The organism is Qipengyuania sp. R86523, assembly GCF_044596365.1.
Taxonomy (GTDB): Bacteria; Pseudomonadota; Alphaproteobacteria; order Sphingomonadales; family Sphingomonadaceae; genus Qipengyuania; species Qipengyuania citrea.
The window spans coordinates 2,520,623-2,546,237 of the sequence record NZ_CP138997.1; the positions used below are offsets into that span (position 1 = coordinate 2,520,623).

The 25,615-nt window shown below is 64.9% G+C and carries 20 protein-coding genes; 8 read left to right on the forward strand and 12 right to left on the reverse strand.

Going from position 1 to position 25,615, the window contains the following annotated elements:
• Positions 1 to 27: 27 nt before the first annotated feature.
• Positions 28 to 1,449, forward strand: coding sequence for an aldehyde dehydrogenase family protein (locus SJY12_RS12460; RefSeq protein ID WP_063507010.1), 1,422 nt, complete (start codon positions 28 to 30; stop codon positions 1,447 to 1,449).
• A 9-nt stretch (positions 1,450 to 1,458) separates the two neighbouring features.
• On the opposite strand, the gene SJY12_RS12465 is transcribed toward SJY12_RS12460, so the two are convergent.
• The gene (locus SJY12_RS12465; protein ID WP_397505517.1) at positions 1,459 to 5,025 is read right to left on the reverse strand and encodes a hydantoinase B/oxoprolinase family protein; all 3,567 of its coding nucleotides are present in this window, start codon (positions 5,023 to 5,025) and stop codon (positions 1,459 to 1,461) included.
• Between the two features lie 172 nt (positions 5,026 to 5,197).
• Here SJY12_RS12465 and SJY12_RS12470 point away from each other — a divergent pair, with 172 nt between their 5' ends.
• The 4 genes from SJY12_RS12470 to SJY12_RS12485 all read left to right on the forward strand — a co-directional run bounded on the left by SJY12_RS12470 (position 5,198) and on the right by SJY12_RS12485 (position 14,466).
• Complete coding sequence (locus SJY12_RS12470; RefSeq protein WP_397505518.1) at positions 5,198 to 6,448, forward strand: serine hydrolase domain-containing protein; 1,251 nt, start codon at positions 5,198 to 5,200, stop codon at positions 6,446 to 6,448.
• Complete coding sequence (locus SJY12_RS12475; protein ID WP_397505519.1) at positions 6,445 to 7,881, forward strand: metallophosphoesterase; 1,437 nt, start codon at positions 6,445 to 6,447, stop codon at positions 7,879 to 7,881. The genes SJY12_RS12470 and SJY12_RS12475 overlap by 4 nt, the downstream gene beginning before the upstream one ends.
• Positions 7,878 to 11,690, forward strand: a complete 3,813-nt coding sequence (locus SJY12_RS12480) for a GMC oxidoreductase (RefSeq protein ID WP_397505520.1) — start codon at positions 7,878 to 7,880, stop codon at positions 11,688 to 11,690. The genes SJY12_RS12475 and SJY12_RS12480 overlap by 4 nt, the downstream gene beginning before the upstream one ends.
• 118 nt (positions 11,691 to 11,808) lie before the next feature.
• On the forward strand, positions 11,809 to 14,466 hold the full coding sequence (locus tag SJY12_RS12485) for a PAS domain S-box protein (RefSeq protein ID WP_397505521.1): 2,658 nt from the start codon (positions 11,809 to 11,811) through the stop codon (positions 14,464 to 14,466).
• Between the two features lie 6 nt (positions 14,467 to 14,472).
• On the opposite strand, the gene SJY12_RS12490 is transcribed toward SJY12_RS12485, so the two are convergent.
• The 11 genes from SJY12_RS12490 to SJY12_RS12540 form a co-directional block, all read right to left on the reverse strand.
• Positions 14,473 to 15,141, reverse strand: a complete 669-nt coding sequence (locus SJY12_RS12490) for a response regulator transcription factor (RefSeq protein ID WP_197462325.1) — start codon at positions 15,139 to 15,141, stop codon at positions 14,473 to 14,475.
• Positions 15,142 to 15,540: 399 nt separating this feature from the next.
• Positions 15,541 to 15,663, reverse strand: coding sequence for a DUF2474 domain-containing protein (locus SJY12_RS12495; protein WP_082835456.1), 123 nt, complete (start codon positions 15,661 to 15,663; stop codon positions 15,541 to 15,543).
• Positions 15,663 to 16,670: a cytochrome d ubiquinol oxidase subunit II gene (cydB, locus tag SJY12_RS12500; RefSeq protein WP_397505522.1), complete on the reverse strand. Its 1,008-nt coding sequence runs from the start codon at positions 16,668 to 16,670 to the stop codon at positions 15,663 to 15,665. Before cydB ends, SJY12_RS12495 begins: the two co-directional genes overlap by 1 nt.
• Positions 16,660 to 18,114, reverse strand: a complete 1,455-nt coding sequence (locus SJY12_RS12505) for a cytochrome ubiquinol oxidase subunit I (protein ID WP_063511892.1) — start codon at positions 18,112 to 18,114, stop codon at positions 16,660 to 16,662. The genes cydB and SJY12_RS12505 overlap by 11 nt, the downstream gene beginning before the upstream one ends.
• Before the next feature lie 59 nt (positions 18,115 to 18,173).
• A complete protein-coding gene (locus SJY12_RS12510) occupies positions 18,174 to 18,335 on the reverse strand; it encodes a helix-turn-helix domain-containing protein (protein WP_156488712.1) in 162 nt (53 codons plus the stop codon).
• Positions 18,335 to 20,158, reverse strand: coding sequence for a SulP family inorganic anion transporter (locus tag SJY12_RS12515; protein WP_397505523.1), 1,824 nt, complete (start codon positions 20,156 to 20,158; stop codon positions 18,335 to 18,337). Before SJY12_RS12515 ends, SJY12_RS12510 begins: the two co-directional genes overlap by 1 nt.
• Complete coding sequence (locus SJY12_RS12520) at positions 20,158 to 21,390, reverse strand: FAD/NAD(P)-binding oxidoreductase (RefSeq protein WP_397505524.1); 1,233 nt, start codon at positions 21,388 to 21,390, stop codon at positions 20,158 to 20,160. The genes SJY12_RS12515 and SJY12_RS12520 overlap by 1 nt, the downstream gene beginning before the upstream one ends.
• A gap of 23 nt (positions 21,391 to 21,413) precedes the next feature.
• Positions 21,414 to 21,827 (reverse strand): TIGR01244 family sulfur transferase, encoded by a 414-nt coding sequence (locus SJY12_RS12525; RefSeq protein WP_397505525.1) that lies wholly within the window; start codon positions 21,825 to 21,827, stop codon positions 21,414 to 21,416.
• Positions 21,824 to 22,237 carry a DUF6691 family protein gene (locus SJY12_RS12530; RefSeq protein WP_397505526.1) on the reverse strand — a complete coding sequence of 138 codons (414 nt, stop codon included), beginning with the start codon at positions 22,235 to 22,237 and terminating at the stop codon, positions 21,824 to 21,826. Before SJY12_RS12530 ends, SJY12_RS12525 begins: the two co-directional genes overlap by 4 nt.
• Positions 22,234 to 22,683 (reverse strand): YeeE/YedE family protein, encoded by a 450-nt coding sequence (locus tag SJY12_RS12535; protein WP_063512345.1) that lies wholly within the window; start codon positions 22,681 to 22,683, stop codon positions 22,234 to 22,236. Before SJY12_RS12535 ends, SJY12_RS12530 begins: the two co-directional genes overlap by 4 nt.
• Complete coding sequence (locus tag SJY12_RS12540; RefSeq protein WP_397505527.1) at positions 22,680 to 23,609, reverse strand: MBL fold metallo-hydrolase; 930 nt, start codon at positions 23,607 to 23,609, stop codon at positions 22,680 to 22,682. Before SJY12_RS12540 ends, SJY12_RS12535 begins: the two co-directional genes overlap by 4 nt.
• Before the next feature lie 74 nt (positions 23,610 to 23,683).
• On the opposite strand from SJY12_RS12540, the gene SJY12_RS12545 reads away from it, so the two are divergent.
• The 3 genes from SJY12_RS12545 (at position 23,684) to exbB (ending at position 25,614) form a co-directional block, all read left to right on the forward strand.
• Positions 23,684 to 24,355 (forward strand): peroxiredoxin, encoded by a 672-nt coding sequence (locus SJY12_RS12545; protein ID WP_397505528.1) that lies wholly within the window; start codon positions 23,684 to 23,686, stop codon positions 24,353 to 24,355.
• Positions 24,352 to 24,696 (forward strand): ArsR/SmtB family transcription factor, encoded by a 345-nt coding sequence (locus SJY12_RS12550; protein ID WP_397505529.1) that lies wholly within the window; start codon positions 24,352 to 24,354, stop codon positions 24,694 to 24,696. The genes SJY12_RS12545 and SJY12_RS12550 overlap by 4 nt, the downstream gene beginning before the upstream one ends.
• Positions 24,697 to 24,873: 177 nt before the next feature.
• The gene (gene exbB / locus SJY12_RS12555; protein ID WP_397505530.1) at positions 24,874 to 25,614 is read left to right on the forward strand and encodes a tonB-system energizer ExbB; all 741 of its coding nucleotides are present in this window, start codon (positions 24,874 to 24,876) and stop codon (positions 25,612 to 25,614) included.
• The last annotated feature ends 1 nt before the right edge of the window (position 25,615 follow it).

Consider the following 25,615-nt stretch of genomic DNA (forward strand, 5'->3'; position numbering starts at 1 on the left):
ATCCCAGATTTGCGCGAGGAGAGAGACATGACCGACTACAAGAACCTGATCGACGGCAAGATGGTCGATAACGGCCAATGGCTCGAGGTGCTCAACCCCGCCACCGAGCAGGTCGTTGGCCGTGTGCCGTCCTGCGGCAAGGAAGAACTCGACAGCGCCGTTGCAGCTGCACGCCGCGCCTTCACCCAGTGGAAGAAGACCACCGCCGAAGAACGGCAGCAGGTCGTCCAGGGGATCGCCGCTGCGATCAAGGAGAATGCCGACGAGCTCTACCGCTTGCTGACCAGCGAGCAGGGCAAGCCGCATGCGCAGGCACAGCAGGAAATCTACGGCGCGGCGGGCCTCGCTGCCGCCCAGTCGACGCTCACGCTTGACGATGTGATCAACCAGGACGACGATACCCGCCTGTCGCGCACGCGGCGCGTGCCGGTGGGCGTGGTCGGCGGCATCGTGCCGTGGAACTTCCCGATCATGATGGCGATCCAGAAGATCGTCCCGGCGCTGGTCGCGGGCTGCACCATCGTGCTCAAACCGTCGCCCTTCACGCCGCTCACCACGCTGCGGGTGGCCGAACTGATCAAGGATGTCGTGCCCGCGGGTACGGTGAACATCATCACCGGCGAAGACACGCTCGGCCCGCTGATCACCGAGCATCCCGATATCGACAAGATTACCTTCACCGGTTCGACCGCTACGGGCAAGAAAATCATGGAAGGCGCCTCGGGCGACCTCAAGCGCATCACGCTGGAACTGGGCGGCAACGACGCCTCGATCGTGCTGCCCGATGCGGATGTCCAGAAGGTGGCCGAACAGCTGTTCTGGTCGAGTTTCTCCAACGCCGGCCAGGTCTGCATCGCGGCCAAGCGGATCTACATCCACGAGGATATCTACGACGACCTGTCGAAGGCAATCGCGGATTATGCCAAGACCGTGGTCGTCGGTGACGGTTCGCAGCAGGGCACGGGCGTCGGGCCGATCCAGAACAAGAAGCAGTACGAGCGCGTGCTCGACTTGATCCAGGACGCCAAGGACAATGGCTACAAGTTCCTCACCGGGGGCGACAAGGATCCCTCGGGCACGGGCTATTACGTGCCGATCACCATCCTCGACAATCCGCCCGAGGATGCGCGCATCGTGGCAGAGGAACAGTTCGGCCCGGTCATGCCGCTGATGAAGTTCGCCAGCGTCGACGAAGTGATCGAGCGGGCGAACAATTCGGAATACGGGCTGGCAGGTGCGGTCTGGACCAAGGATACCGACAAGGGCGTCGAGATCGCCGAGCAGCTCGAAACCGGGACCGTCTGGATCAACGAATTCATGCAGCTGTCGCCCTTCGCGCCCTTCGGCGGGCATAAGCAGTCGGGCTTCGGCGCCGAATACGGCATCGATGGGCTGAAGGAGTTCACCTATCCGCAGGTGATCACGGTCAAGCGCGACGCCGCCGTCTGATCGATATGCTTACACCGGGCGGGGCGGGCCGAACCCGCCGCCGCCCGGGGTCAGCACCACGAAGGTATCGCCCGGCTGCATTTCGGCCCTGGCGGTAGCCCCCAGATCCTCGCGCGACCCGTCCGCGCGTTCCACCCAGTCGCGTCCCGGCGCGGCATCATGCCCGCCGGCAATGCCGCGCGGCGCGATCGCCCGCCGGTTGGCGAGCATGTTGGCGTGCATCGGTTCGAGGAAGGTGATCCGCCGCTCCACCCCGTTGCCGCCGCGAAATTCGCCATCGCCCCCCGACCCCGCGCGGATCGCGAAGGCATCGACCCGCACGGGTAGGCGGGTCTCGAGGATTTCGGGATCGGTCAGCCGCGAATTGGTCATGTGGGTCTGCACCGCGCTGGTGCCATCGTGGTCCGGCCCCGCGCCCGAACCGCCGCAGATCGTCTCGTAATACTGGTCGGTTCCGTCGCCGAAAGTGAAGTTGTTCATCGTCCCCTGGCTGGGGGCCAGGCGGCCGGTTGCCGCAAACAGCGTGTCGGTGACGACCTGGCTGGTCTCGACATTGCCCGCCACCACTGCGGCGCCGGGGCGGGGGTTGAGCATCGATCCTTCTGGGATCACCAGTTTGACCGGCCGCAGGCACCCGTCGTTCATCGGGATGGCATCGTCGACCAGCGTGCGCACGACATAGAGAGCGGCTGCCCGGGTGATCGATTTGGGAGCGTTGAAATTATCGGGCAGCTGGTCGCTGGTGCCGGTGAAGTCGAACACGGCCGCGCGGCTGGCATGATCGATCCGGATCGCGACCTTGACCACGGCACCATTGTCCATCGGGTAGGCAAACTCGCCATCGTCCAGCCGCGACAGCAGCCCGCGGACGCTTTCCTCTGCATTGGCGAGCACGTGATCCATATAGGCGGAGACGACTTCTGCGCTCTCGTCGCGCGCCGCCGCCTGGAGCAGTTCCATCCCCCGGGTGCACGCTGCCAATTGAGCGCGCAGATCGGAAATGTTGCGATCGGGATTGCGCGCCGGATAGCGGGCTGATGCCAGCAGCTCGCGCACGTCGCTTTCACAGAAGCGGCCTTCATCGACCAGCAACATATTGTCGATCAACACGCCTTCCTGTTCGATCGTCCGGCTCTCGGGGGGCATTGATCCGGGCGCGATCCCGCCGACGTCCGAATGATGTCCACGCGCGGCCACGAACGCATCGGGTTCGCGGCTGTCCTCGCCATAGAACACCGGGACGATCACGGTGATATCGGGCAAATGGGTGCCGCCGCGATAGGGATCGTTGAGCATGTAGGCGTCGCCGCGCCTGAACCCGCGACCGTCACGGGCTTCGCCGCGGGCCTCGATCACGCGCGCAATGCTGTCGCCCATGCTGCCCAGATGCACCGGGATATGCGGGGCATTGGCGATCAGTTCGCCGGCCGCATCGAACAGCGCGCAGGAAAAATCGAGGCGCTCCTTGATGTTGACCGAGGTGGCGGTGGATTGCAGCACGACGCCCATTTCCTCGGCAATGGCCATGAACAGATTGTTGTAGATCTCCAGCCGGACGGGATCGGCGAGGGTCCCCGCCGCACTGCTGCGCGCCAAAGGTTCGTTGCGCTTCAGGATCAGGCTACCCTCGACCGCCCGCTCCGCCTGCCAGCCGGGTTCGACCACCGTGGTCGAGGCCGGATCGATGACCAGTACGGGCCCCGCGACCGGTTCGCCGCAAACCATTGCGGCGCGGTCGATGGTCTCCCAACCGCCCGTGGCAGCCGTGCCCGATGATACCGGTTCGGCAACCGCTTCGCCAAGCCCGCCCGAAGTGCCGCTGGCTTCGACGCTGAGCGCTTCGACGATGATCGGGGCGGAGGCGTCCGAATAGCCGAAACGCTGGCGGTGGAGCGTGCGGAAAGCGGCGTCCATATCCGCGCGATCTTCGCAGTCGAGCGTGAGCACGCTGTCGCTGCCGGCAAACCGCAGCCGGGCGCGGCGTTCGAGAACGATCTGGTCAGGCGCGATGCCCTGTTCGGCAAGGGCGGCGCGGCTATCCGCTTCGAGCGCGCCGAGTTCGGCGGTGAAGTCTTCGGTCAGCGGACGCACGAGGCTGACCTCGCGGATCGCCTTTACCGGCGCGAGCCCGATGCCATAGGCGGACAGGATCCCCGCCAGCGGATGGACCAGCACTGTGCCCATGCCCAGTGCATCGGCCACACGGCAGGCATGCTGTCCGCCCGCTCCCCCGAAACAGGCGAGCGCATAAGTGGTGACGTCATGCCCGCGCGCGACGCTGATCTTGCGGATTGCATTCGCCATGTTGTCGACCGCGATGGCCAGGAAGCCTTCGGCAATGTCCTCGAGCGAACGGCTTTCGGGCAGGCCAGCGGCGATGTCTTCCAGCCGCGCGCGCGCCGCGGCTGGATCGAGCGGCTGGTCGCCATCGGGGCCGAAGACGCTCGGGAAAAACGCTGGATCGATCCGGCCGAGAAAGAGGTTGCAGTCGGTCACCGTCAACGGGCCGTCCTTGCGATAGCAAGCCGGGCCCGGATCGGCGCCTGCGCTTTCCGGGCCGACGCGGAAGCGCCCGCCATCATACCGGCAGATCGAGCCGCCGCCTGCGGCCACCGTGTGGATCTGCATCATCGGTGCGGCGATCCGCACTCCGGCTACCACGCTGTCGGCAGTAAGCTCGTATTCGCCCGCGTAATGGGCGACATCGGTGCTGGTCCCGCCCATGTCGAACCCGATGAGCTTGCGATGGCCCAGCGGCTCGCTCGCCGCGACCATCCCGACCACACCGCCGGCCGGGCCCGAGAGAATCGCGTCCTTCCCGCGGAAGGCGCCCACTTCGGCCAGCCCGCCGTTCGACTGCATGAAGCGCAGGCTGTCGGTCTGCGGCAGGCCCGCCTGCAAGGCATCGGTATAGCGCCTCAGAACAGGCGAGAGATAGGCATCGACCACCGTGGTGTCGCCGCGCGGAACCAAGCGGATCAGCGGGGCGACCTCGTGGCTGACGCTGACTTGGGAGATGCCTTCCTCGCGCGCGATCTCGGCGAGGCGTTCCTCATGTGCTCGGTAGTGCCAGCCGTGCATCAGGACGATGGCCAGCGCATCGAACCCGTCGGCCTTCAGCGCAGCGAAATGAGCGCGTGCCGCTGCTTTATCGAGCGGGGTCAGAACCGTGCCGTCGGCACCGACCCGCTCGTCGATCTCTATGACACGTGCGGGCAATTGTTCGGGCAGCAGGATATGCCGTGCGAATATCTCGGGGCGCGCCTGGTTGCCGATCCGCAGCGCATCGCCGAAGCCTCTCGTAATCGCGAGGGCCAACCGCTCGCCCTTGCGTTCGAGCAGCGCATTGGTGGCTACGGTCGTACCGATCCGCAGTTCGGCGATCGGGCCCTCCCCGTGACGGTCCATCAGTCGCCGCACGGCTTCGCTCGCGGCATCGTCGTAATGGCCGGGGTTCTCGGACAGCAGCTTGTCGGTCACCAGCTGTCCTGCGGGAGTTGCGGCGACGACATCGGTAAAGGTCCCGCCGCGATCGACTGCGAAGCGCCATGCGCCCGGATTTGCCTTGGCATTCATGGCTCAGGGCTTTGCACGCACCGGCAAGGCATTTCAAACGCCGCGACCCGCGGCGCTGCCGGGACCATCGGATCCCGCATCTGCGTAATCCCCCGAACCGGGAATTAACTATTTAACATTAGCTATATTCGCGGGGCGAGCGGGGGTTCGCCGGAAAAGACGGGGAGCCAGAATGTCGCAGCAGGCACTTTTGCCGAGATCGGCCGAACCGAGCCGGTTCAATGACGACGATTGGGCACGCGGTCATGTGGCCGCGGGCTTCGAGCCGGTAGCACATGCTTTTGCAGCGACCATCCGGTCGGGCGCGGCGCTGGGCGCTGCCTGCACCATCATCCACCGCGGCGAAACGGTGGTCGATTTGCAGGGCGGGTGGCAGGATCGATCGCGCCAAGTGGCCTGGCAGGGTGACGATATCGCGCTGGTCTATTCGCTCACCAAGGGGGTGACCGGAATGGCTGCGGCAGTCGCCGTCTCGCGCGGCCTGTTCGCCTATGAAGAGCCGGTCGCCGACATCTGGCCCGAATTCGCCGCGCAGGGCAAGGGCGCGGTGACAGTTGGCGAAGCGCTGTCCGAACAGGCGGGGCTCGCGGCTATCGATTTCAAACTCACGCTCGATACCATGGGTGACGAGGACGCCATCTGCGCTGCCATCGCGCGGCAGAAGCCCAATTGGACACCCGGAGACTATGCGGGCAACCATGCCTATACGCTGGGCTGGATCGCCAGCGAGTTGATCCGCCGCCGCGATCCGCAGCGCCGCAGCCTGGGCCGGTTCTTCGCCGAGGAAATCGCCGCCCCGCTGGGGATCGACGTCTTCATCGGGCTGGACGAAAGCTTCGATCGCAGCCGCATCGCCCGGATCGCTGGCTTCGGCGTGCCCGACCTGTTCCTGCACCACACCACCATGCCCTGGCCGCTGACGATCAGGATGTGCCTTCCCGGCACGCTGGCGTTCCGCACGCTCAACAACCCCTTGCTGCTGCAGGGACCGGGGGCGCTCGACTGCGAGGCTTTCTGGCGGGCCGGGCAGGGGGCCGCCGGGGGGATGGCCTCTGCACGCGGGCTGGCCGCACTCTACCAGGTCTTTGCCGAGGGCGGGGAGCGCCTCGGGATCACCCGCGCGGTGATGAACAAGATTTCCTCGGGCCATCGCTATCCGCGCAAGGGCCTCAAGGACCAGATCCTCGCGCTCGACATGTATTATTCGCACGGCTTCGAGAAACCATTCTCGGATTGGGAATACGCCCGCAGCCGAAACGCCTTCGGCAGCTTCGCAGTGGGCGGTTCGCTTGCCTACGCCGATCCCGAGGACGAAGTCGCCTACGCCTGGATAACCAACCAGCTCGGCACCGGAAAATGGGACGACCCGCGCGAGAAGATCGTCCGCGACGCCTTTTATGCCTGCCTGGAGAATCGCTCATGACTATTGCCCAGATCGTCCTGTCGGACCTCCACCTGGGGGCCCGCGACAGCCTGCTTACCCATGTGCTCGGCGGCGGGGAAATCGCCCGCGAGCCGTCCCCCGTGCTGGCGGCCTTCGCTGCGGGCCTGCGTGCGACGCTGGGGGATCGGGAAAAGCCCCAGCTCGTGCTGCTGGGCGATGCGCTTGACCTGGGTCTGTCGCCCTTCGGCGATGTGTCGAAGGCGTTCCTCCAGCTGATCGATGCGTTTTACCCGGAACACGGGCAGGAAATCTTCCGCCGGGACATCGTCTATATCGCGGGCAATCACGATCATCACTTGTGGCGCATGGCGCAGGACCACCGCTTCGTGACGCAGCTGCAGGACGGGCAGATCCCGGGCGATCTCGAACACATCACCCCGATTATCGGACAGCCGACGCACAGCTGCCGGCTGATGGAATTGCTGATCGCACAGCGTCCGCACCTGGCCGGCGCTTCGGTGCGGATCGCCTATCCCAACTGGGGCCTGGCCGATGCCGATCGCAAGCGGGCGGTGGTCATGCATCACGGACATTATCTCGACGGCATGTATCGTGCGCTGTCGAACATGCGCGGCTTTCTCGAACAGACGCCCGCACGCCCGGCAACGATGCACCAGCTCGAGGCGGAGAACGGCCCGTGGATCGATTTCCTGTGGTCGGATCTGGGCAGCGCAGGCGAAGTCGGCGGGCAGACCGGTTCGCTCTACCAGACCATGCTAAGCGCCGGCGCCAGCCACGATTTTGCCGAAAGCATCGCGCGGCGGCTGACCGGCGGGTTGAACGCGAAGCTGGGCATCAATCCGCAAATGCAGCTGAAATACGGGATCACGCTCGATAACCTGATCCGCGCCGGGGTCGATCTGACCGCGGGACGCGCCGCCGAACGCCAGCGCGAAGGCTATGGCCACGTACTTGGCGAAGCCGAGATCGACGACATCGGCTGGTATCTCGGGCAACCCATGGCTGCCCAGCTGCGCGAGGAACTGGGCGAATTGCCCCGCGAAATGCAGTTCGTGTTCGGACACACGCACAAGCCGTTCCAGGACGAATTGATGGTCGATGGCTACGCCGCCCCGGTCGGTGTCTTCAACACCGGCGGCTGGGTACTCGACGAACCGACGCTGATGCCGGTGCAGGGCTGTGCCGCCATGCTGATTTCCGACGAGCTCGAGGTCGCCTCGCTGCGGCTCTTCAACGACCCGACCGACGGCACGATGGCGCCGGTTCGCGTCGAAGGCAGCGGGCGCGTGTCGCGGCTTGTCGATGACGCGAGTGAGGCAGTGGCGGGCGCAGCCGACGAATGGGCCGCATTCTCCAGCGAAGTACACGGGCGCATCGTCGCGGAAGCCGACCGGCGGGTCCGCGACATGCTCGACCAATCGAACCACGCCGTGCGGGAGGCAGCAGAATGACTACCCAGAAACGCATCGCAAAGCCTCTCGACCAGGCGCAATCACATTATACAGTTCTCGTCGTCGGCTCCGGCTACGGTGCGGGTGTTGCGGCTTCGCGGCTGGCCCGTGCCGGCCAGCAGGTCGCAGTGCTCGAGCGCGGCCGCGAACGCCTGCCGGGCGAATATCCGAACAAGCTCGCCGATGCGCAGGGTGCGATGCAGATCAATGCGAAGGGCGGGCGGATCGGTGAACCCGACGCCCTGTTCGAACTGCATGTAAACGACGATCAATATGCTCTGGTCGGCTGCGGGCTGGGCGGCACATCGCTCATCAACGCCAACGTCGCACTCGAGCTCGACAAGCGGCTGCTCGATCAGGCGCATTGGCCCGCAGCCTTTCGTGACAACCGCAGCGAGATCGACGGTTATTTCGAACGGGCGCGCGAAATGCTGGCGCCCAACCCCTATCCCGACAGCCATCCCGTACTGGGCAAGCTCGAAGCGCTCGAACATTCGGCCAAGGCGATGGGGCAGCGTTTCTACAAGACCCCGATCAACGTCACTTTCGAGGACAAGATCAACAAGTTCGGCGTTCCGCAGCCGGCCTGCACGAATTGCGGCGACTGCGTTTCTGGTTGCAATGTCGGGGCGAAGAACACCACGCTGATGAACTACCTGCCCGATGCCGCGAGCCACGGGGCGGACATTTTCACGCAGGTCAAGGTCCTGTGGATCGAACGCGACGGACCGCGCTGGCGCGTCCATATCGAGCCCAATGGCGAAGGGGCTGCGCAGGGCCCGGGCAGCATCACGGCCGACCATGTCATCCTCGGCGCGGGCGCGCTGGGGTCGACGGAGATCCTGCTCCGCTCGCGCGAGAAGGGGCTGCCATTGTCCGACAGGCTGGGGAAGAATTTCTCGGGCAATGGCGACGCGCTGGGCTTCGCCTATGACAGCTACCTAAAGGCTGAAAAGCAGGGCGATACGCTGACTGCGCAGCCCCTCTATGCGATTGGCGTTGGCGCTTCGGATATCGCGAAGGATGCCTATCCGGGGCCCTGCATTACCGGCGTGATCGACATGCGGGCGACCGAGGATGTCACCGACGGGCTGGTTATCCAGGAAGGTGTCGCGCCGGGGATCATTGCCACCGCGCTCGCGCCTGCATTCTTCTTCGGAGAGGCGCTGGCCGATGGGTTCACGCGGTTCGGCATGGACCAGGTCAAGCCGCGCCTGCTCGATGCCAAGGCAATGGGCGAGGCGGTCCAGACCGATCCGGGAAGCATCGCGCAATGGGCATACAAGGGGCCCATGGCGCGCACGCAGACCTATCTGGTGATGAGCGTCGACGATTCGGGTGGGCAGCTCGCACTCGAAGACGACCGGCTTGCGATCCATTGGGCCCAGGCCGGCGAACAGCGTAGTTTCCGGCGCGACGACGACCGCATGGCCGAAGCCGCGCGCGCAATCGATGCGCAGTATTTCTCCGATCCCCTGTGGAGCGACCCGTTCGGCAAGAAGCTGATCACCGTCCATCCGATCGGTGGCTGCGGGATGGGTGACGATGCCGCGCATGGCGTGGTCGACGATACCTGCCGCGTGTTCGCCGGCACGAGCGGAGCCGAGGTGCACGAAGGGCTCTACGTTTGCGACGGGGCGGCGCTGCCCGGGGCGGTGGGCGTCAATCCGTTGCTGACGATCACCGCAGTGGCCGAGCGTGCGATCGAAAAACTGGCCCGGCGACAGGGCTGGCAGATCGATTACACGCTGGGCAAGGAAGCGCCCTTGCCAGCGCCAGTGGAGCAAGCCGCAGAAAAGCCGCAAGCCGACCCAGCACCCGAACCCGCGGCGGCCACGACCGCCCACGGCATGCGGCTCGACATCGCCAAGTGGGTTCCCGGCCATGCAATCGAGGCTGTGGCGCAAGCCGTCGAGAAAGCCGCACGGCATTTCAGGACCGGGGCGATCGATGAAGGCAAGGAAGCGATCCGCCAGCTGGTGATCGACCATCCCAATGCGATGAGCCCGGGGCTGTCGTTCACCGAAACCATGGCAGGTCACATCAGCGCCACCGAATGCCATCACCGTCCGTGCGGCCATGTCGAGCGGATCCGCGACGATTATGCCAATGGCGAAGCCTGGGGGCGCAGCGAGGGCAGCGCGTGCGATTTCCGCCTGACGGTGACCACAGACAACCTCCATCGCATGCTCGAGGAGAAGGACCATCGCTCGCGGATCACCGGCGCGGTGACGGTCAGCGCGCTATCGCCCAATCCGCTGCCCGTTCGCGAAGGAACCTTCCGGCTGCTGGTCGCCGATCCCGAACGGGCGGAAAGCTGGACGATGCTTTACGACATGGTCCTCGAAGGACCTGAAGGCCCCGTTCATTTCCATGGCTTCAAGACGCTTGCGCAGCGCGGTAAGTCCGATCCGTGGACCGATCTGACCACTTTGTTCGTGACGCTGCGCACAGGCGAGGATGCGACCGGCGAACTGATCGGGCGCGGCGTGCTGAAGCTGGGCATCGATGAATTCATGCGCCAGCTGACGACGATCGAAGTGCACGACAGCAATAGCCTGATCGGTCACGTGGTGAACCTGATCCCGCAGGCGCGCAAAGCGATCGAAACCTATTTCGTCGCCAAATATGCGGGCTTCTTCGCGATGACCACGTTCCGCGCCTATGGCGGGATGCTGGCAACGCTCAACGATTTCCCCGCCAAGGACGCCGCTGGTCTGGTCGCGCGCGCTTTGCGGCTACCCCTTCCCGAACGCCATGTCGTCCCGACCGCCGATGGCATCAACATCGGCCTGACCCGCTATCGTGGCGGCCCGCGCGGGCCGCTGGTACTGGCGCCGGGACTGTCGGTGCGCGCCTCCAGCTTCGCGACACCGACGGTCGAGGAAAACCTCGCCGAAAGCCTCGTCGCCCAGGGCTATGATGTGTGGCTGTTCGATTACCGCGCGAGCGCGGATTCGGGCAATGATACCGAGCATCCGCCCGAGTTCACGATCGACGACATCGCGCGATATGACTGGCCTGCGGCAATCCGCAAGATCCGCGCTGTCACGGGCGCCGACAGCGTCCAGGCGATCGCGCATTGCGTCGGTTCGATGAGCCTCCTGATGGGTATTGGCGCGGGCTGGGTGTCGGGCGTGCGGTCGATGATCGCCTCGCAGCTGACGCTGCATCCGGTGACCGACTGGCTCAACTACATGAAGGCCGATCTCGGCCTCGTCGGCGCGCTGGAACAGGTGTCGATGCTCGATGGCCATCTCGATTTCGTCGGGCAGGGCACCGAAGAGGACAATGAAATCGATGCCATCGCCTACCAGATCCCTGTGCCCGAAGGGCAGGCCTGCAAGAACCCGGTATGTCGCAGGGTATTCGGGGTGTTCGGTCCGAGCTGGGATCATGCGCAACTGGGCCACGATACGCATCTGGCGCTGGGCAGCATGTTCAGCCGTGTTGCGCTCAAGCCGTTCGAACACCTGCAGGACATCATGCGGCAGGGGCTGGCAGTCGATGCGGCGGGAGATGCGATCTACACGACGGAGGATGCGGCGCGGCGGCTGGCGTTGCCAATCAGCTTCCTGTCGGGCGCGACCAACAAGCTGTTCTATCCCGAAAGCGGGCAGCGCACTCGGGTCTGGCTGCAGGACCGCAACGACCGCGAGCTATACCAGCAGCGGATCGTGCCCGATTACGGCCATATGGACTTGTTCATAGGGCATAGCGCGCATCGCGATGTCACGCCAGTGATCCTCGAACAGCTCGAATGGCTGGACGGCCAGGCGCAGCATGCGGCGGACCGCCACCAGGCGTAATCGCTCGCTTTTGCAGTGCAGCGGATAACGCCCGCTGGCGCGCGCCGAGGGCTGGTGTTGGAGCACTTGGCTGCGCTACGCAATTTTTCGCGTCGTGGAGGTTCGGCAGTTGGACAAGATGTTTCGCCGAGAAATTCTCGAGGCGATCGGGCACGGGGTGGTGTTCACCGATCCCGCAGAGAAGATCACTTACGCCAATCGCTATTTCTGCAAGATTACCGGCTATAACGAGAGCGAGGTGCTCGGGCGGACGTGCCGGTTCCTGCAGGGGCCCGAGACTGCAGCCGAGACCAAGTGGCGGATCCGCCAGGCGCTCGATGCGCGTACGCAATTCGATGGCGACGTCCTCAACTATCGCAAGAATGGCGATGCGTTCTGGAACAGCATGTCGATCACGCCGCAGTTCGGCGACGATGGTGAACTGATCGGCTATGTCGGGATCACGCGTGACGTCACCGAGAGCAAGGCCCGCCAGCTTCGCAATGAAGAGCTCGAGCAGCAGTTTCGCCTGATCTTCCAGAAGATCCAGGCAGGTATCGTGGTCCACTCGCCCGAAGGGGATGTGGAGATGATCAACCTGCAGGCTTGCCGCCTGTTGGGTCTTTCGCACGATGAAGATGCCGCACTGGGCGAATTCGAGGAGCTTACGCTCATGCTCGAGGACGGGACGACGCTGGCGAAGGAGGATTATCCGGCGCGGCAGGTGGCGGCGACGGGCGAATTCAAGCGCGGCCTGATCGTCGCTCTTGCACAGGACGGGCTGAAAAATGTGCGGTGGCTGTCCTGCAGTGCCTTTCCAATCTGCAACGACGCTGGCGAAGTCACGGTCATCGTATCCAGCGTGACCGATATCACTCATGCGCGCGAACAGCAGTTCGCGGCCCAGCGCGACCGCGAGCGGTTCGAACTGGCATCGCGCGCCGCGAAGAGCATGATCTTCGACTGGAACCTCGTCACCGGCGCGCTCTGGACCAACCAGAATTTCGAACGGATTTTCGGAACGCAGCCGCCGGCCGAAATGAATTTGGACAATGTCGCGCAGTTCGTCCTCGAGGCCGAGCGCGAGACTACGCATGGCCAGCTGCTCGAGGCGTTCGAGCAGGGCAGCGAACGGCTCGAAGGGGAATTCCGCTTTGCTCGGCCGCGGGGCGGCGTCGGGATCGCGCATGCGGAATTCATGATCCATTACAATGACGAAAAACCTGTGCGTATTGTCGGGGCGATCCGGGACCTGACCGAGCTGCGGCGCAAGGAGCAGCGGCTGGAAACCTCGGAAGAGCGGCTGCGGATCGTGGCCGAACTTTCGAGTGACATGCTGTGGGAACTCGACCCGCGCACCGACCTGTTGTGGCGCGCCAGCGAAGGGGTGGAGCGGCTCGGGCTCGATCCGTCGCTGGCCCCCTATTCGGGCGGCGTGTGGCACAACACCATCCTGCCCGAAGACCGACGGGAGGTGATCGCTTCCTTCTGCGAGGCGATCGAAGGCAAGGCGGATCGCTGGCGCGCCGAATACCGGATCGAGCGCGCGGACGGGTCACACCTCCTGGTCGAGGACCGGGCGGCGATCATCCGGTCGAAAGACGGCACAGCAATCCGCGTCGTCGGGGCGGTGCGCGATATCACCGAAAGCCGGCGGCTCGAGGACATCCTGCGCGAGAACCAGTCGCTCGAAGCTCTGGGGCAGCTTACCGGTGGGGTGGCCCACGACTTCAACAACATGCTGATGATCATCATGGGCAATGCGGAGACGCTGGCCGAAGATCTCGCCAGTCCGTCGGACCGCGAACGGCTCGAACTGATCCACTCGGCGGCGCGCAACGGAGCCGAACTTACCAGCCGCCTGCTGTCCTTCGCGCGGCAGCAGCCGCTGGCCCCGCAACGGATCGATATTGCCGAACAGATGGCGCAGGCAGCCCGCCTGATCCGCCACGCACTGCCCGACCAGGTGGAACTGACGGTCGATGTCGAAGGCCAGGCGCTTTATGCCGAGGTCGATCCCAGCCAGCTCGACAATGCGCTGGTCAATCTGGCGCTCAATGCCCGCGACGCAATGCCGCAGGGCGGTTCGCTCTCGCTGGAAGCGCGCCCGTACCGGGTCGAGGCCGGTCTGCTCGATTCCGTGCTGGAGCCTGGCGACTACATCCGGATAGCGATGGTCGATACCGGTGCCGGGATCGCGCCGGAGATCGCGCCGCGCGTTTTCGAACCCTTCTTCACCACCAAGCCGATCGGCGATGGAACGGGGCTGGGGCTCAGCATGGTCTATGGCTTTGCCAAGCAATCCGGCGGCCACGCGTTGGTGGAAAGCAGCCCGGGCAAGGGGACGGCGGTCAGCATCTTTCTTCCGCAGGCAGCCGGTGGTCGGCCCGTCCCACGCTCAAACGACGCAAGTCCGCGGATGGACGGGGAAAATGCGACCATCCTGCTGGTCGAGGACGATGCGCAGGTGCGCGACTACGTCGAATGGATTCTGAACGCCGAAGGATATTCGGTGCTGAGCGCGTCCGATGGCCGCGAGGCGCTGGAGATACTGGAGCAGCATGCGGAAATCGGGCTGATGTGCACCGATGTCGTCATGCCCGGCGGGATGGACGGTATCGAACTCACGCGCGAGGCGCAGCGCCGCTTACCCGGCCTCAAGGTGCTGGTGATTTCAGGCTATGCGAGCGAGGCATCGCTGCGCGAGGCGCTCGATTGGAGCGATACCGCTTGGCTGCCCAAACCGTTCACCCGCCGTGACCTGGCGGGTGCACTGGCGCAGATGGAGCGAAGCTGACCGCGCTCAGCAGTTGACGGATGCGGGCCGGGCGGCGAACTTCGCCCTTTCGAAGGTCAGAGCGAATTCCACCGCGTTGCGGACCTCCAGCTTCTTGAAGATATTCGCACGGTGAACCTCGACGGTTCGCGGGCTGATATCGAGCGCGCGGGCGATTTCCTTGTTGCTGCTGCCATGCACGATCTGGTTGGCGATTTCGCTTTCGCGCGATGTCAGCCGCGCAATCAGCGATTTGCACGCTTCCACTTCCGCAACCTGCCGCCGGAGTTCCACCGACCGTTCGATATGCCCCGCGATCTTGTCTGCGAAGCTCTTGATCGACACCGGCTTCTCGACGAAATCGACCGCGCCGCATTTCATGGCTTCGACGGCTAGGCTCACTTCGCCATGCGAGGTAAGCATGATGACGGGTATTGCCTGCGCTTCGGCCGGGATCTTGCCCAGTACTCCCAGCCCGTCGAGTTCGGGCATCCGCATGTCGAGGACTACGCAATCTGGAATCTCGAATTCGAGGCTGTCGAGGAAATCCACGCCGCTGCGAAAGGGACGGCAAACATAGCCGAACCGTTCGAGCCCGCGCACCAGCGTCTGGCGCACACCGGATTCGTCATCGACGATCGCGATGCGGTGTTTAGCGTCGTTATTGGCGTTCGTGTCCTGCGGATCAGCAGTCAATAGTTCCTCCACCCCTGCTCGGTCGTATCGGCGCATCGAGGCGCACAATACAACCCCTTTCCGGCCGGAACCTGCTCTTACCCCGCCCTCGAGCAATCGGCGCGCCCCGACAACGGATGTGGGGGTTAGCCGAATTATCATTAACATCGTCGGAACGCAAATTTGCGGCGCATAAACAAGATGCTATCGGACGGGGCCTAGGATGGGGCGCGGCTGCATTCTACCCAGCGAGATCGGGGGGCGACTGTTCGTGCAGCTAGACTTGCGTGAACGCTTCATTTGTCGTCGGTGAAGGCGGCGACGGCAGAGATCGACATGGTCGGAACGCCCAGAAAAATTCTCAGGACCGTTACTTGGGTCCTTCGCGAAGTGCGCTCGCGTAGCTTTAAGGGCGCCCTATCAGGACTTGAGCCAAGTCCTGATAAGGAAGGCTACCGTTCCCAGCACTGCGACGCTGGCGAGCCAGATTGCTGCCATCCATCCCAGCCGCTGCCACAGCGGGCGATCTTCGGGCTGCCCCATCAATGGTAACCTTCGTCGCCCACCTTGCCGCGAAAGACCCAGTAGGCCCAGGCGGTATAGGCGATGATCAGCGGCATGGTGATGGCAACGCCCACCAGCATGAAGATTTGGCTGCGTTCGGGTGCCGCGGCATCCCAAATGGTGACGCCGGGCGGGACGACATAGGGCCACATGGTGAAGCCGAGCCCGGCCATGCCGAAGAAGAACAGCGTCAGGCTGAGCCAGAAGGGCTTGCTGTGGCGCTCGACCGACAGCGAACGCAGCAGGGCGATGGCGATAACGCCGGTCAGGATAGGCACGGGCGCAGCGAGGTATATTTCCGGCGCCGTCAGCCAGCGATCGGCATATTCGGGGTTCAGGAAGACGTTGTAGAGGCTGACCCCGCCCATCAGCGCGAGGGTGGCCCATGCCGCGCGCTTGCCCATCTGCCGCGCGTGGTGCTGGCCAGGCCCGTCGAGCTTCCATACCAGCCAGGTCGCGCCGAGCAGGGCATAGCCCGCCACCGTGCCGAGCCCGGTCAGCAGCGTATAGGGCGTCAGCCAGTCGAACCAGCTGCCCGCATAGGCGCGGTCGACCACCTCGATGCCTTGCAGCAACGCGCCCAGCGTCATCCCTTGCGCCATCGCCGCGACCAGGCTTCCGCCGGTGAAGGCGGCATCCCACAGCCGCCGATGGCCAGGGTCGCGCCAGCGGTATTCAAAGGCGACTCCGCGAAAGACCAGCCCCAGCAACATGGCGATGATCAGCGGATAGGTGGCGGGCAGGATCACCGCGTAGGCCAGCGGGAAAGCAGCGAAAAGCCCGCCGCCGCCCAGCACGAGCCAGGTTTCGTTGCCATCCCAGACCGGGGCGATCGAATTCATCGCGCGGTCGCGTTCGGGCCCGACTTCGAAGGTCGGGAAGAGGATGCCGATGCCCAGATCGAACCCGTCCATCACGACATATGCGAAGACCGCAAAGGCGATGATGAACGCCCAGATCACGGTGAGGTCGAAATTAACGGCCATCGGTCGCCTCCTCCTGATTGCGCGGCAGGGTGCTGGGGTCGCCCGGGTTCTGCGACGGCCCCGGGGTAATGCCGGCGGTCCGGATGGGGCCCGTATCGCCGCGCTTGACGCCCTTCTCGCCGACATGGGGCGATTTGCGCATCAGGTGGAGGATGTACCACACACCCGCGCCGAAGACCGCGAAATAGACCAGGACAAAGGCCACCAGCGATGCGCCGACCGCGGGCGCATCGAGCGGGCTGGCTGCATCGGCCGTGCGCAGGAGATTGTAGATCACATAGGGCTGGCGGCCGACCTCGGTCGTGATCCAGCCGGCAAGCACTGCGACAAAGCCGCTGGGCGCCATGACCAGCGCCGCACGGTGCAGCCATTGCCAGTCGTAGAGCTTGCGCCGGAACCGTGCGACGAGGCTCCACAGACCCAGCCCGAGCATGGCGAAGCCGATGCCGACCATGATGCGGAACGACCAGAACACGATGCCGACCGGCGGTTCCTCGTCGTCGGGAATGGTGTCGAGCCCGGCGAGCGGCGCATCGAGGTCGTGCTTGAGTATCAGCGAGGATAACTTCGGGATTTCGAGCGCATATTTGACGCGTTTCTCCTCGCTGTCGGGAATGCCGAACAGGATCAGCGGCGCCCCGTCGGGGTGGCTCTGGTAATGGCCTTCCATTGCCATCACCTTCTGCGGCTGGTGCTCGAGCGTGTTGATGCCGTGCATGTCGCCGGCGACGATCTGGATCGGCGCGACGATTGCCGCCATCCACATTGCCATGGAGAACATCTTTCGCGCGTGCAGGTTGGTGCGGTCGCGCAGCAGATGCCAGGCGCCGACCCCGCCGACGACGAAGGCAGTCGTGAGGTAGGCGGCAGTCACCGTGTGGACCAGGCGATAGGGGAAGCTGGGATTGAAGATGATCTCGAGCCAGCTGTCACCCGGCAGATATTGTCCGTTGGCGCCGATCTCGTACCCCACCGGCGTCTGCATCCAGCTGTTGACCGACAGGATCCAGAAAGCGGACACGAAGGTCCCCACCGCGACCATCAGCGTGGCGGCGAAATGGAGCTTCTTGCCGACGCGGTTCATGCCGAACAGCATGACGCCGAGGAACCCGGCCTCGAGGAAGAAGGCGGTCAGGACCTCATAGGCCATCAGCGGGCCGATGACGGGTCCGGCAATGTCGGAGAAGACCGACCAGTTGGTGCCGAACTGGTAGCTCATCACGATGCCCGAGACGACGCCCATGGCGAAGGCGATGGCAAAGATCTTCAGCCAGTATTTGAACAGGTCGAGATATAGCTGCTTGCCGGTCTTGAGCCACAGGCCTTCGAGCACTGCGAGAAAGCTGGCGAGCCCGATCGAGAATGCCGGAAAGATGAAGTGGAAGCTCACCGTAAAGGCGAACTGGATCCGGGCGAGTAGAAGTGCGTCGACGCCTTCGAACATGACTTTTTCCCTATCTCTCTGCCTGTCTAGTGGAGCGGGGGGCTCGGGGCCCGTCCGATTTACGCAAGGGGTGTTGCATTGGATCGGCGCTCGGCACGCCAGCGATAGAAGGTCTTCTCCGAAATTCCGATTTCGCGGCAACTTTCGCATACGCCCCGGCCTGCGGCAATGAGCGCCGCGATCCGGCGGCAGCGGGCGTCCTTGTCGGGGATGCGCGGCATCAGATCATCCCGCGCGCCATGTCGGCGGGCGGCACCTCGGACGGGCCGCCATTGGCCGCAAGCTCGCGAAAGGCGCGGTTCTGCGACAGGAACACCCGGCCGCTGAGCTCGGCGACGAAATCTGTGCGGTTCAACCGGTCCATGACCGGCCCCTTGACCTCGGACAGGTGCAATCCGATCCCGGCGTCGGCGAGGCGATGATTGATCGCCTCGAGGCTTTCGAGGCCAGAAGCGTCGATCTCGTTCACTGCGCTGCACATCATGATCACGTGGCGCACTGCGGGTCGGTCAGCGACTTCCTCGAGGACATATTCCTCGAGCCAGCGCGCGTTGAGATAGGTCAGGCTCTCGTCGATGCGGATCGACAGGACGTGCGGCACGGTGAACACGTCGTGGCGGTCGATATTGCGGAAGTGCTCGGTCTCGGGAACGCGGCCGACGATCGCGGCATGCGGGCGGCTGGCGCGCCACAGATAGAGCAGCAGTCCCACCGCGACCCCCGCGATCACCCCAAGTTCGACGCCCGCCACCAGAGTGATGACGATGGTCACCATATGTGCCGCGAAATCGGCCTTGGAATAGCGCCACAGCTGGCCCGGTGTCTTCAGATCGACAAGGCTGAGGACGGCAACGATGATCGTCGCGGCCAGTGTCGCGATCGGCAGGCTGAACAGCAGCGGTGTCAGGAACAGCCCCGCCAGCGCGATACCCACCGCGGTATAGGCGCCCGCCGCGGGCGTTTCCGCACCGGCATCGAAATTGACCACCGACCGGGCGAAACCCCCGGTGACGGGATAGCCGCCCGAAAAGGCGCTGGCGATGTTGGACGCGCCGAGGCCGATCAGTTCCTGGTTCGGCGCGATCCGCTGGCGGCGCTTGGCGGCCAGCGTCTGCGCGACCGACACGCTCTCGACAAAGCCGATGATCGAGATCAGCAGCGCGGGCACCCATAGCTGCGCAATCAGGTCGGGATTGGTGGAGGGCAGGGCAAATGGCGGTAATCCCTGCGGGATCGCCCCGACGAGGTTGACCCCGCGCGCGCCGAGGTCGAGCGCGAGCGCCGCCACGATGGTTGCAGCGACGGCGGCAACCGGCCCCGCCTTGGCGACGATATCGGCGGCATGCTGCGTCAGGCCCAGCCGGACCAGCAGCGGCTTCAACCCTTTGCGTACCCAGAACAGGAACAGCGTGGCGGGCAGCCCGATCGCGAGCGTCCAGGGATTGATCTGGTCGATGGCGGCGGCAATCCCGCCGAGCATGGCGGGCCAGGTATCCCCGCCCGCGCCGACACCCAATATGTGCTTGAGCTGGCTGGTCGCGATCAGGATCCCGCTGGCCGTGATGAAGCCGCTGATGACCGGATGCGACAACAGATTGGCAAGGAAGCCCATCCGCAGCAGGCCGAGCACTGCCAGCATGATGCCGGATAGCGCGGCGAGCGTGATCGCGGCTTCGAGATAGAGCGCCGTGCCCTGCGCTGCCACCGCACCGGCCGCGCTTGCAGTCATCAGCGAAACCACCGCCACCGGCCCCACCGCCAGCGTGCGGCTGGTCCCGAAGATGGCATAAGCTACCAGCGGCAGGATCGAGGCATAGAGACCCACGACCGGGGGCAGGCCCGCCAGCAGCGCATAGGCCAGGCTCTGCGGGATCAGCATGATGGTGACGACCACGGCCGCGACCAGATCCCGCGTCAGGACCGCGCCGTTATAGGAGCGGCCCCATTCGAGAATCGGGAAATATTGCGCCAGCGCATGCGCGCGCTGGCGCTGCCCGGGTGCGCCTGGCGGTGCCGCGCTACCTTCGGTGCCGGCCGGTTCCATCAGGCTGCGGTCTTGACCTGCGGCCGTGCCAGCCACTCATGGCCCTTGAGCATGCCGTTCCAGTAGATCCACGGCAGCGCCTCGGACTTGAGCAGCCAGCTGAGCCTGCGCGGACGGGTGCCGTCGATCAGCCAGGTGGGCAGGCTGGGCAGGAGCTTGCCGCCATACCCGAATTCGGCGAGCACGATCTTGCCGCGTTCGACAGTCAGCGGGCACGAACCATAGCCGTCGTAATCGGCGACCGGCTGCTTGCCGTCGAGCACAGCCAGCGCGTTGACCGCGACGATCGGGGCCTGCTTGCGTACGGCGGCTGCGGTCTTGGCATTGGGGCTCGACCCGGCATCGCCGAGCCCGAAGACATTCGGATAGCGCACATGGCGCAGGGTGATCGGATCGATATCGACGAAGCCGCTTTCGGCCTGCGCGAGCGGGCTGTCGGCAACGAACGCCGGGGCGACTTGCGGGGGAACGACATGGAGCATGTCGAACGCGACCGTTTCCTCGCCGGCTTCGGTTTTGAACGTGGCGGTCTTTGCCGGTCCGTCGACCGCGACAAGTGTTTGGTTGAGCTTGAGGTCGATGCCGTATTTCTCGACATATTCCATCAGCGCGGGGACGTATTCCTTGACGCCGAACAGCACTCCGCCGGCATTGCGGAACTCGACATCGATATCGCCCAACACGCCGCGATCGGCCCAAGCGTCGCACGACAGGTACATCGCCTTCTGCGGTGCGCCCGCGCATTTGATCGGCATGGGCGGCTGGCTGAAGATCGCCCGGCCTGATCTGAGCGTACGAACGAGGTTCCAGGTGTAGGGCGCCAGGTCGTAGCGATAGTTCGAAGTGACGCCATTGCGGCCGAGCGTCTGCTCCAGTCCCTCGATCTGTTCCCAGGCGAGCCGTATGCCCGGTGCAACGATCAGCAGCCGATAGGCGATCGTGCTGCCATCGCGCAGCGTAAGCTGGTTGTCTTCGGGGTGGAAGGTTGCCGCCGCCTGCCGGATCCAGCGGGTGCGTTTGGGCATGACGCTGGCCATCGGGCGGCAGGTCACGGGCGCATCGAACACCCCGCCGCCGACCATGGTCCAGCCGGGCTGGTAATAGTGGTGTTCGCTCGGTTCGACGATGGCAATGTCGAGCAGGGGCCGTCGCTTGAGCAGCGATGCGGCGGTGGCGATGCCGGCCGCGCCGCCACCGATGATGACCACTTCGTGCGTGTAGCTGTGTGCCATGCCAGATCTCCGGTTTGCGGGTGCTATTCGGCCAGTTGCGATGCGAGCGCGGACAGGTCGTAGCCCGCGGCGCTGGCTTGCTCGAGGCGGTCGGCTACGCTCAATCCTTCGGGATTGGCGAGCGCATCGAGCGTGATCGAACGGGTGCCGGTGCGACAATAGGCGAGCACCTTGCCGCCGGCTTCGCGGCGGACCTGCCCGAAGGCGGCAACCGCTTCGGCAGGAAATGCGCCGCCGGCAACGGGGATATGGTGGAAGCGCATGCCGGCGCTTTCCGCCGCCGCGCGCATCACTTCCGCGGCGGGCTGGTCATCGTCCTCGCCATCGGGGCGATTGCAGACCAGCACGCTGAACCCGTCCTGGACCAATGCCGGCAGCGCTTCGGGCGAAAGTTGCGGAGCCACTGCAAAGCGATCGGTTACGCGTTTGCAGGTCATGCCGATTTCGCTTCGAACAGCCGGACCAGGGCCATGCCCGCCAGCATCGCGGCGACGAATATTGCGGCCGCACCCGGTTCGATCACCAGAGCGGCAATTCCGGGGCCGGGGCACAGGCCGGCGATGCCCCAGCCAATTCCGAACAAGGCGGCTCCGCCGATCAGGCGCGGCGTGAGATCGGCGCGGGTGGGAAGGTGGAAGGCCTCGGCCAGCCACGGCGTCTGCATCCGCGGAACCGCTCGCCAGACGATTGCCATGACGAGCACTGCCCCGCCCATCACGAAAGCGAGCGTCGGGTCCCACGCGCCGAACAGGTCGAGGAAGCCGCGTACGCGCGCCGGGTCGGTCATTCCGCCAAGTGCGAGACCGGCGCCGAACAGCGTACCCGAAACGAGGGCGGGGAGGGTCATCGCAGCACCTCCATGCCGAGCGCATTCATCGCGGCGACAGTGGCGATGCCCGCCGCCATGAAGGTCAGCGTGGCAACGATCGAGCGGGCGGACAGGCGGCTGACGCCGCAAACCCCGTGACCGCTGGTGCACCCGCTGCCCAGCCGCGTCCCGATACCCACCAGCAGGCCCGCGACAATCAGGACCGGGGCGCTGGCGAAGCGGGCTTCGATACCGCCTTGCAGCATGGACACGACCAGCGCGCCGAGCGGTAGGCCGATAACGAATGTCCAGGCTCCGCTGCGGGCAATGCCACTGCCGCCCAGCCCCGCAGCCTTGGCCGCAATCCCGGAAACGCCTGCAATACGACCCAGGCCAAGCAGCATGACGGCTGCAGCAAGGCCAATCAGCACGCCGCCCGCAAGGCCGGCGAGCGGGGCCGCCTCGGGATAGCCTGGCAGCGTCATACCGCGTTCACCGGGATCTTGATGTAACTGACGCCATTATCTTCCGGTTCGGGCAACCGCCCGCCACGGATGTTGACCTGCACCGAAGGCATGATCAGCTTGGGCATGTCCAGGGTCTTGTCGCGGCTGGTCCGCATGGCGACGAAGTCTTCCTCGGTGACGCCGTCCTTCACATGGACGTTTTCCTCGCGCTGCTGCTTGACCGTGGTCTCCCAGGCATATTCGTCGCGGCCCGGCGCCTTGTAGTCATGGCACAGGAACAGGCGGGTTTCGTCGGGAAGCGACAGCAGGCGCCGGATCGAGCGGAACAGTTCGTGTGCATCACCGCCGGGGAAGTCGGCGCGTGCGGTGCCGAAATCGGGCATGAAGATCGTGTCGCCGACAAAGGCCGCATCACCGATGATGAAGGCCATGTCTGCGGGCGTATGTCCGGGCACGTGCAGCGCGATGCCCTCGAGCTCGCCAAGGGCAAAGCTTTCGCCATCGTCGAACAGCTTGTCGAACTGCGATCCGTCGCGCTCGAAATCGGTACCGGCATTGAACAGCTTGCCGAACACTTCCTGCACGCGGATGATCTCGCGGCCGATCGCCAGCTTGCCACCCAGCCTTTCCTGCAGATAGGGCGCCGCCGAGATATGATCGGCATGCGCATGCGTCTCGATCAGCCAAGTAACTTTCAAATTATTCGAAGTGACATATTCGATAATTCGATCGGCGGAGCCGTTCGAAGTCCGGCCCGAGGCCGCTTCGAAATCGAGCACCGAGTTGATGATCGCCGCCTCCGCGGTCTTGGGATCATGCACGACGTAGGATATGGTGTTGGTGGCTTCGTCGAAGAAGCCAGCGATCGAGGGACGTCGCGTCTTGTCGTCGCGGGCGCGCCCGATCTGCTGCGTGGCGTGGGCGAGTGGTTGGTCGGTGGCCATCGGACTTACTCCAATAAATTACATAAACTATGTATATGTATTGCACTATTGATGTCAAGTGGTAGGAAGGCGCGATGAGGCAGGACGCGCACAACTCCGGCGATGCATCTGCGGCCCCCTGCGCGGGCCTGCGGATCGGCGACATGGCCCCCGATTTCTCGGCGCGCAGCACTACGGGCGATGTCCGTCTGTCCGATTACCGCGGGCGCTGGCTGGTGCTGTTTTCGCACCCGGCTGATTTCACGCCCGTCTGCACTACCGAATTCGTCGCGCTGGCGCGTGCGGCGGGTGATTTCGCGCAGCGCGACTGCGCGCTGATGGCGCTGTCGGTGGACAGCCTGTTCTCCCATTTCGCGTGGCTCAGGATGATCCGCGACCGGTTCGATGTCGAAGTCCGCTTCCCCATTCTCGAGGATCCGACGCTGGTGATCGGCCGCGGTTACGGCATGGTCGCACCGGGCGACAGCGACAGCGGCGCCGTACGATCGACCTTCTTCATCGATCCCGAAGGCGTAATTCGCGCGATGACCTGCTATCCCGCCAATGTCGGGCGTTCGACTCCCGAAATGCTGCGCATGCTCGACGCGCTGCAGGCGGTCGACAAGGAGACTTCGCTGGCACCCGCGAACTGGCAGCCGGGCGAGGCACTGCTGGGCCAGCCACAGGCGGACCTCGACAGTGTCTTCGCGGCCGAAGGCGAGGCCGACTGGTTCCTGGGCAAGGCCGGGGCGGGAGCGCGCAGGTGAACGATGACGATCTGGTCGCGGCGCTGAAGGCGGTGGCCCACCCGGTCCGCTTGCGCATCCTGCAGACGCTGTCGGGCGCCGAACGCAATGTCGGCGAAATCGACGACGCGGCGGAGATCGGACAGCCGACGCTGTCGCAGCAGCTGGCCGTCCTGCGCGGTGCCGGGCTGGTGGCCACGCGCAAGGACGCGAAGCTGGTCTATTACAGGATCGACGAAACCAAGCTCGGCCACGTGACCGCCGCGCTGGCGCAATTCGCCGGCGAAGCGGTGGGGTCAGAAGCGCCGGTCCGTCGCCACACTTCAGCGCCCGGCGTGGCCAATTTTGCCCAGCTCGGCTGAGCTGGGGCGAATTCCGTAACTCCCAATAAGCACGCTCCCTGATCATGATCAGGGAGGCGGCGAATGGTGCAATTCATGCACCATCGCGCAGCAGAAAACGCAAATGAGAATGACTTGCAATAGAAGTTGCGCGGGCTTAGGCGGACGCTCCAAGCGAATCAGCAGGGCCCAGCACACGTGTTCCGACAACTCCTTCCCGCAGTCTTTCTCATCGTCGCGACTCCGGCCGCGGCAGGCACCCAGACACTGCCGCACGATCTCAGCGTGTGGGGCATGTTCGCGCAGGCCGACTGGGTGGTGAAACTGGTGATGGTCGGGCTGGTCCTGGCCTCGGTCGCCACCTGGACCGTCCTTATCGCCAAGCATCTCGAGCTCGCTCGCCAGCGCAAGAGCGCCGAAGCTTTCCGCGACACGCTGGCCGAAGCGGGATCGCTGGCGCAGCTCGATGCCGCGTCCGCCGCGCATCCCATCGTTAAAGAGGCGCGGGCGGAAATCGCCCAGTCCGCCGATGCTCTGGCGGATGCCGAGGGCCTGAAGGAGCGCCTCGTCTCGCGCCTCGACCGCTACGAGGCGAAAGTTGCCCGCAAGATGACGCAGGGGGTCACGATCCTCGGCACCATCGGGGCGACGGCACCCTTCGTCGGCCTGTTCGGCACGGTGTGGGGCATCATGAACAGCTTCATCGGGATTGCCGAATTGCAGACCACCAATCTCGCCGTGGTGGCACCGGGCATCGCCGAAGCCCTGCTGGCGACGGCACTGGGCCTCGTGGCCGCCATCCCCGCCGTGGTGATCTACAACCATTTCGCGCGTGTGATCGCCGCGCACCGCGCCGTGGTCGCCGATAGCGCGGCCGCCTTGCTACGCATCGTCTCGCGCGATCTGAGCCGCGGCACGCTGCCCGCGGTCGAGGGCTGAC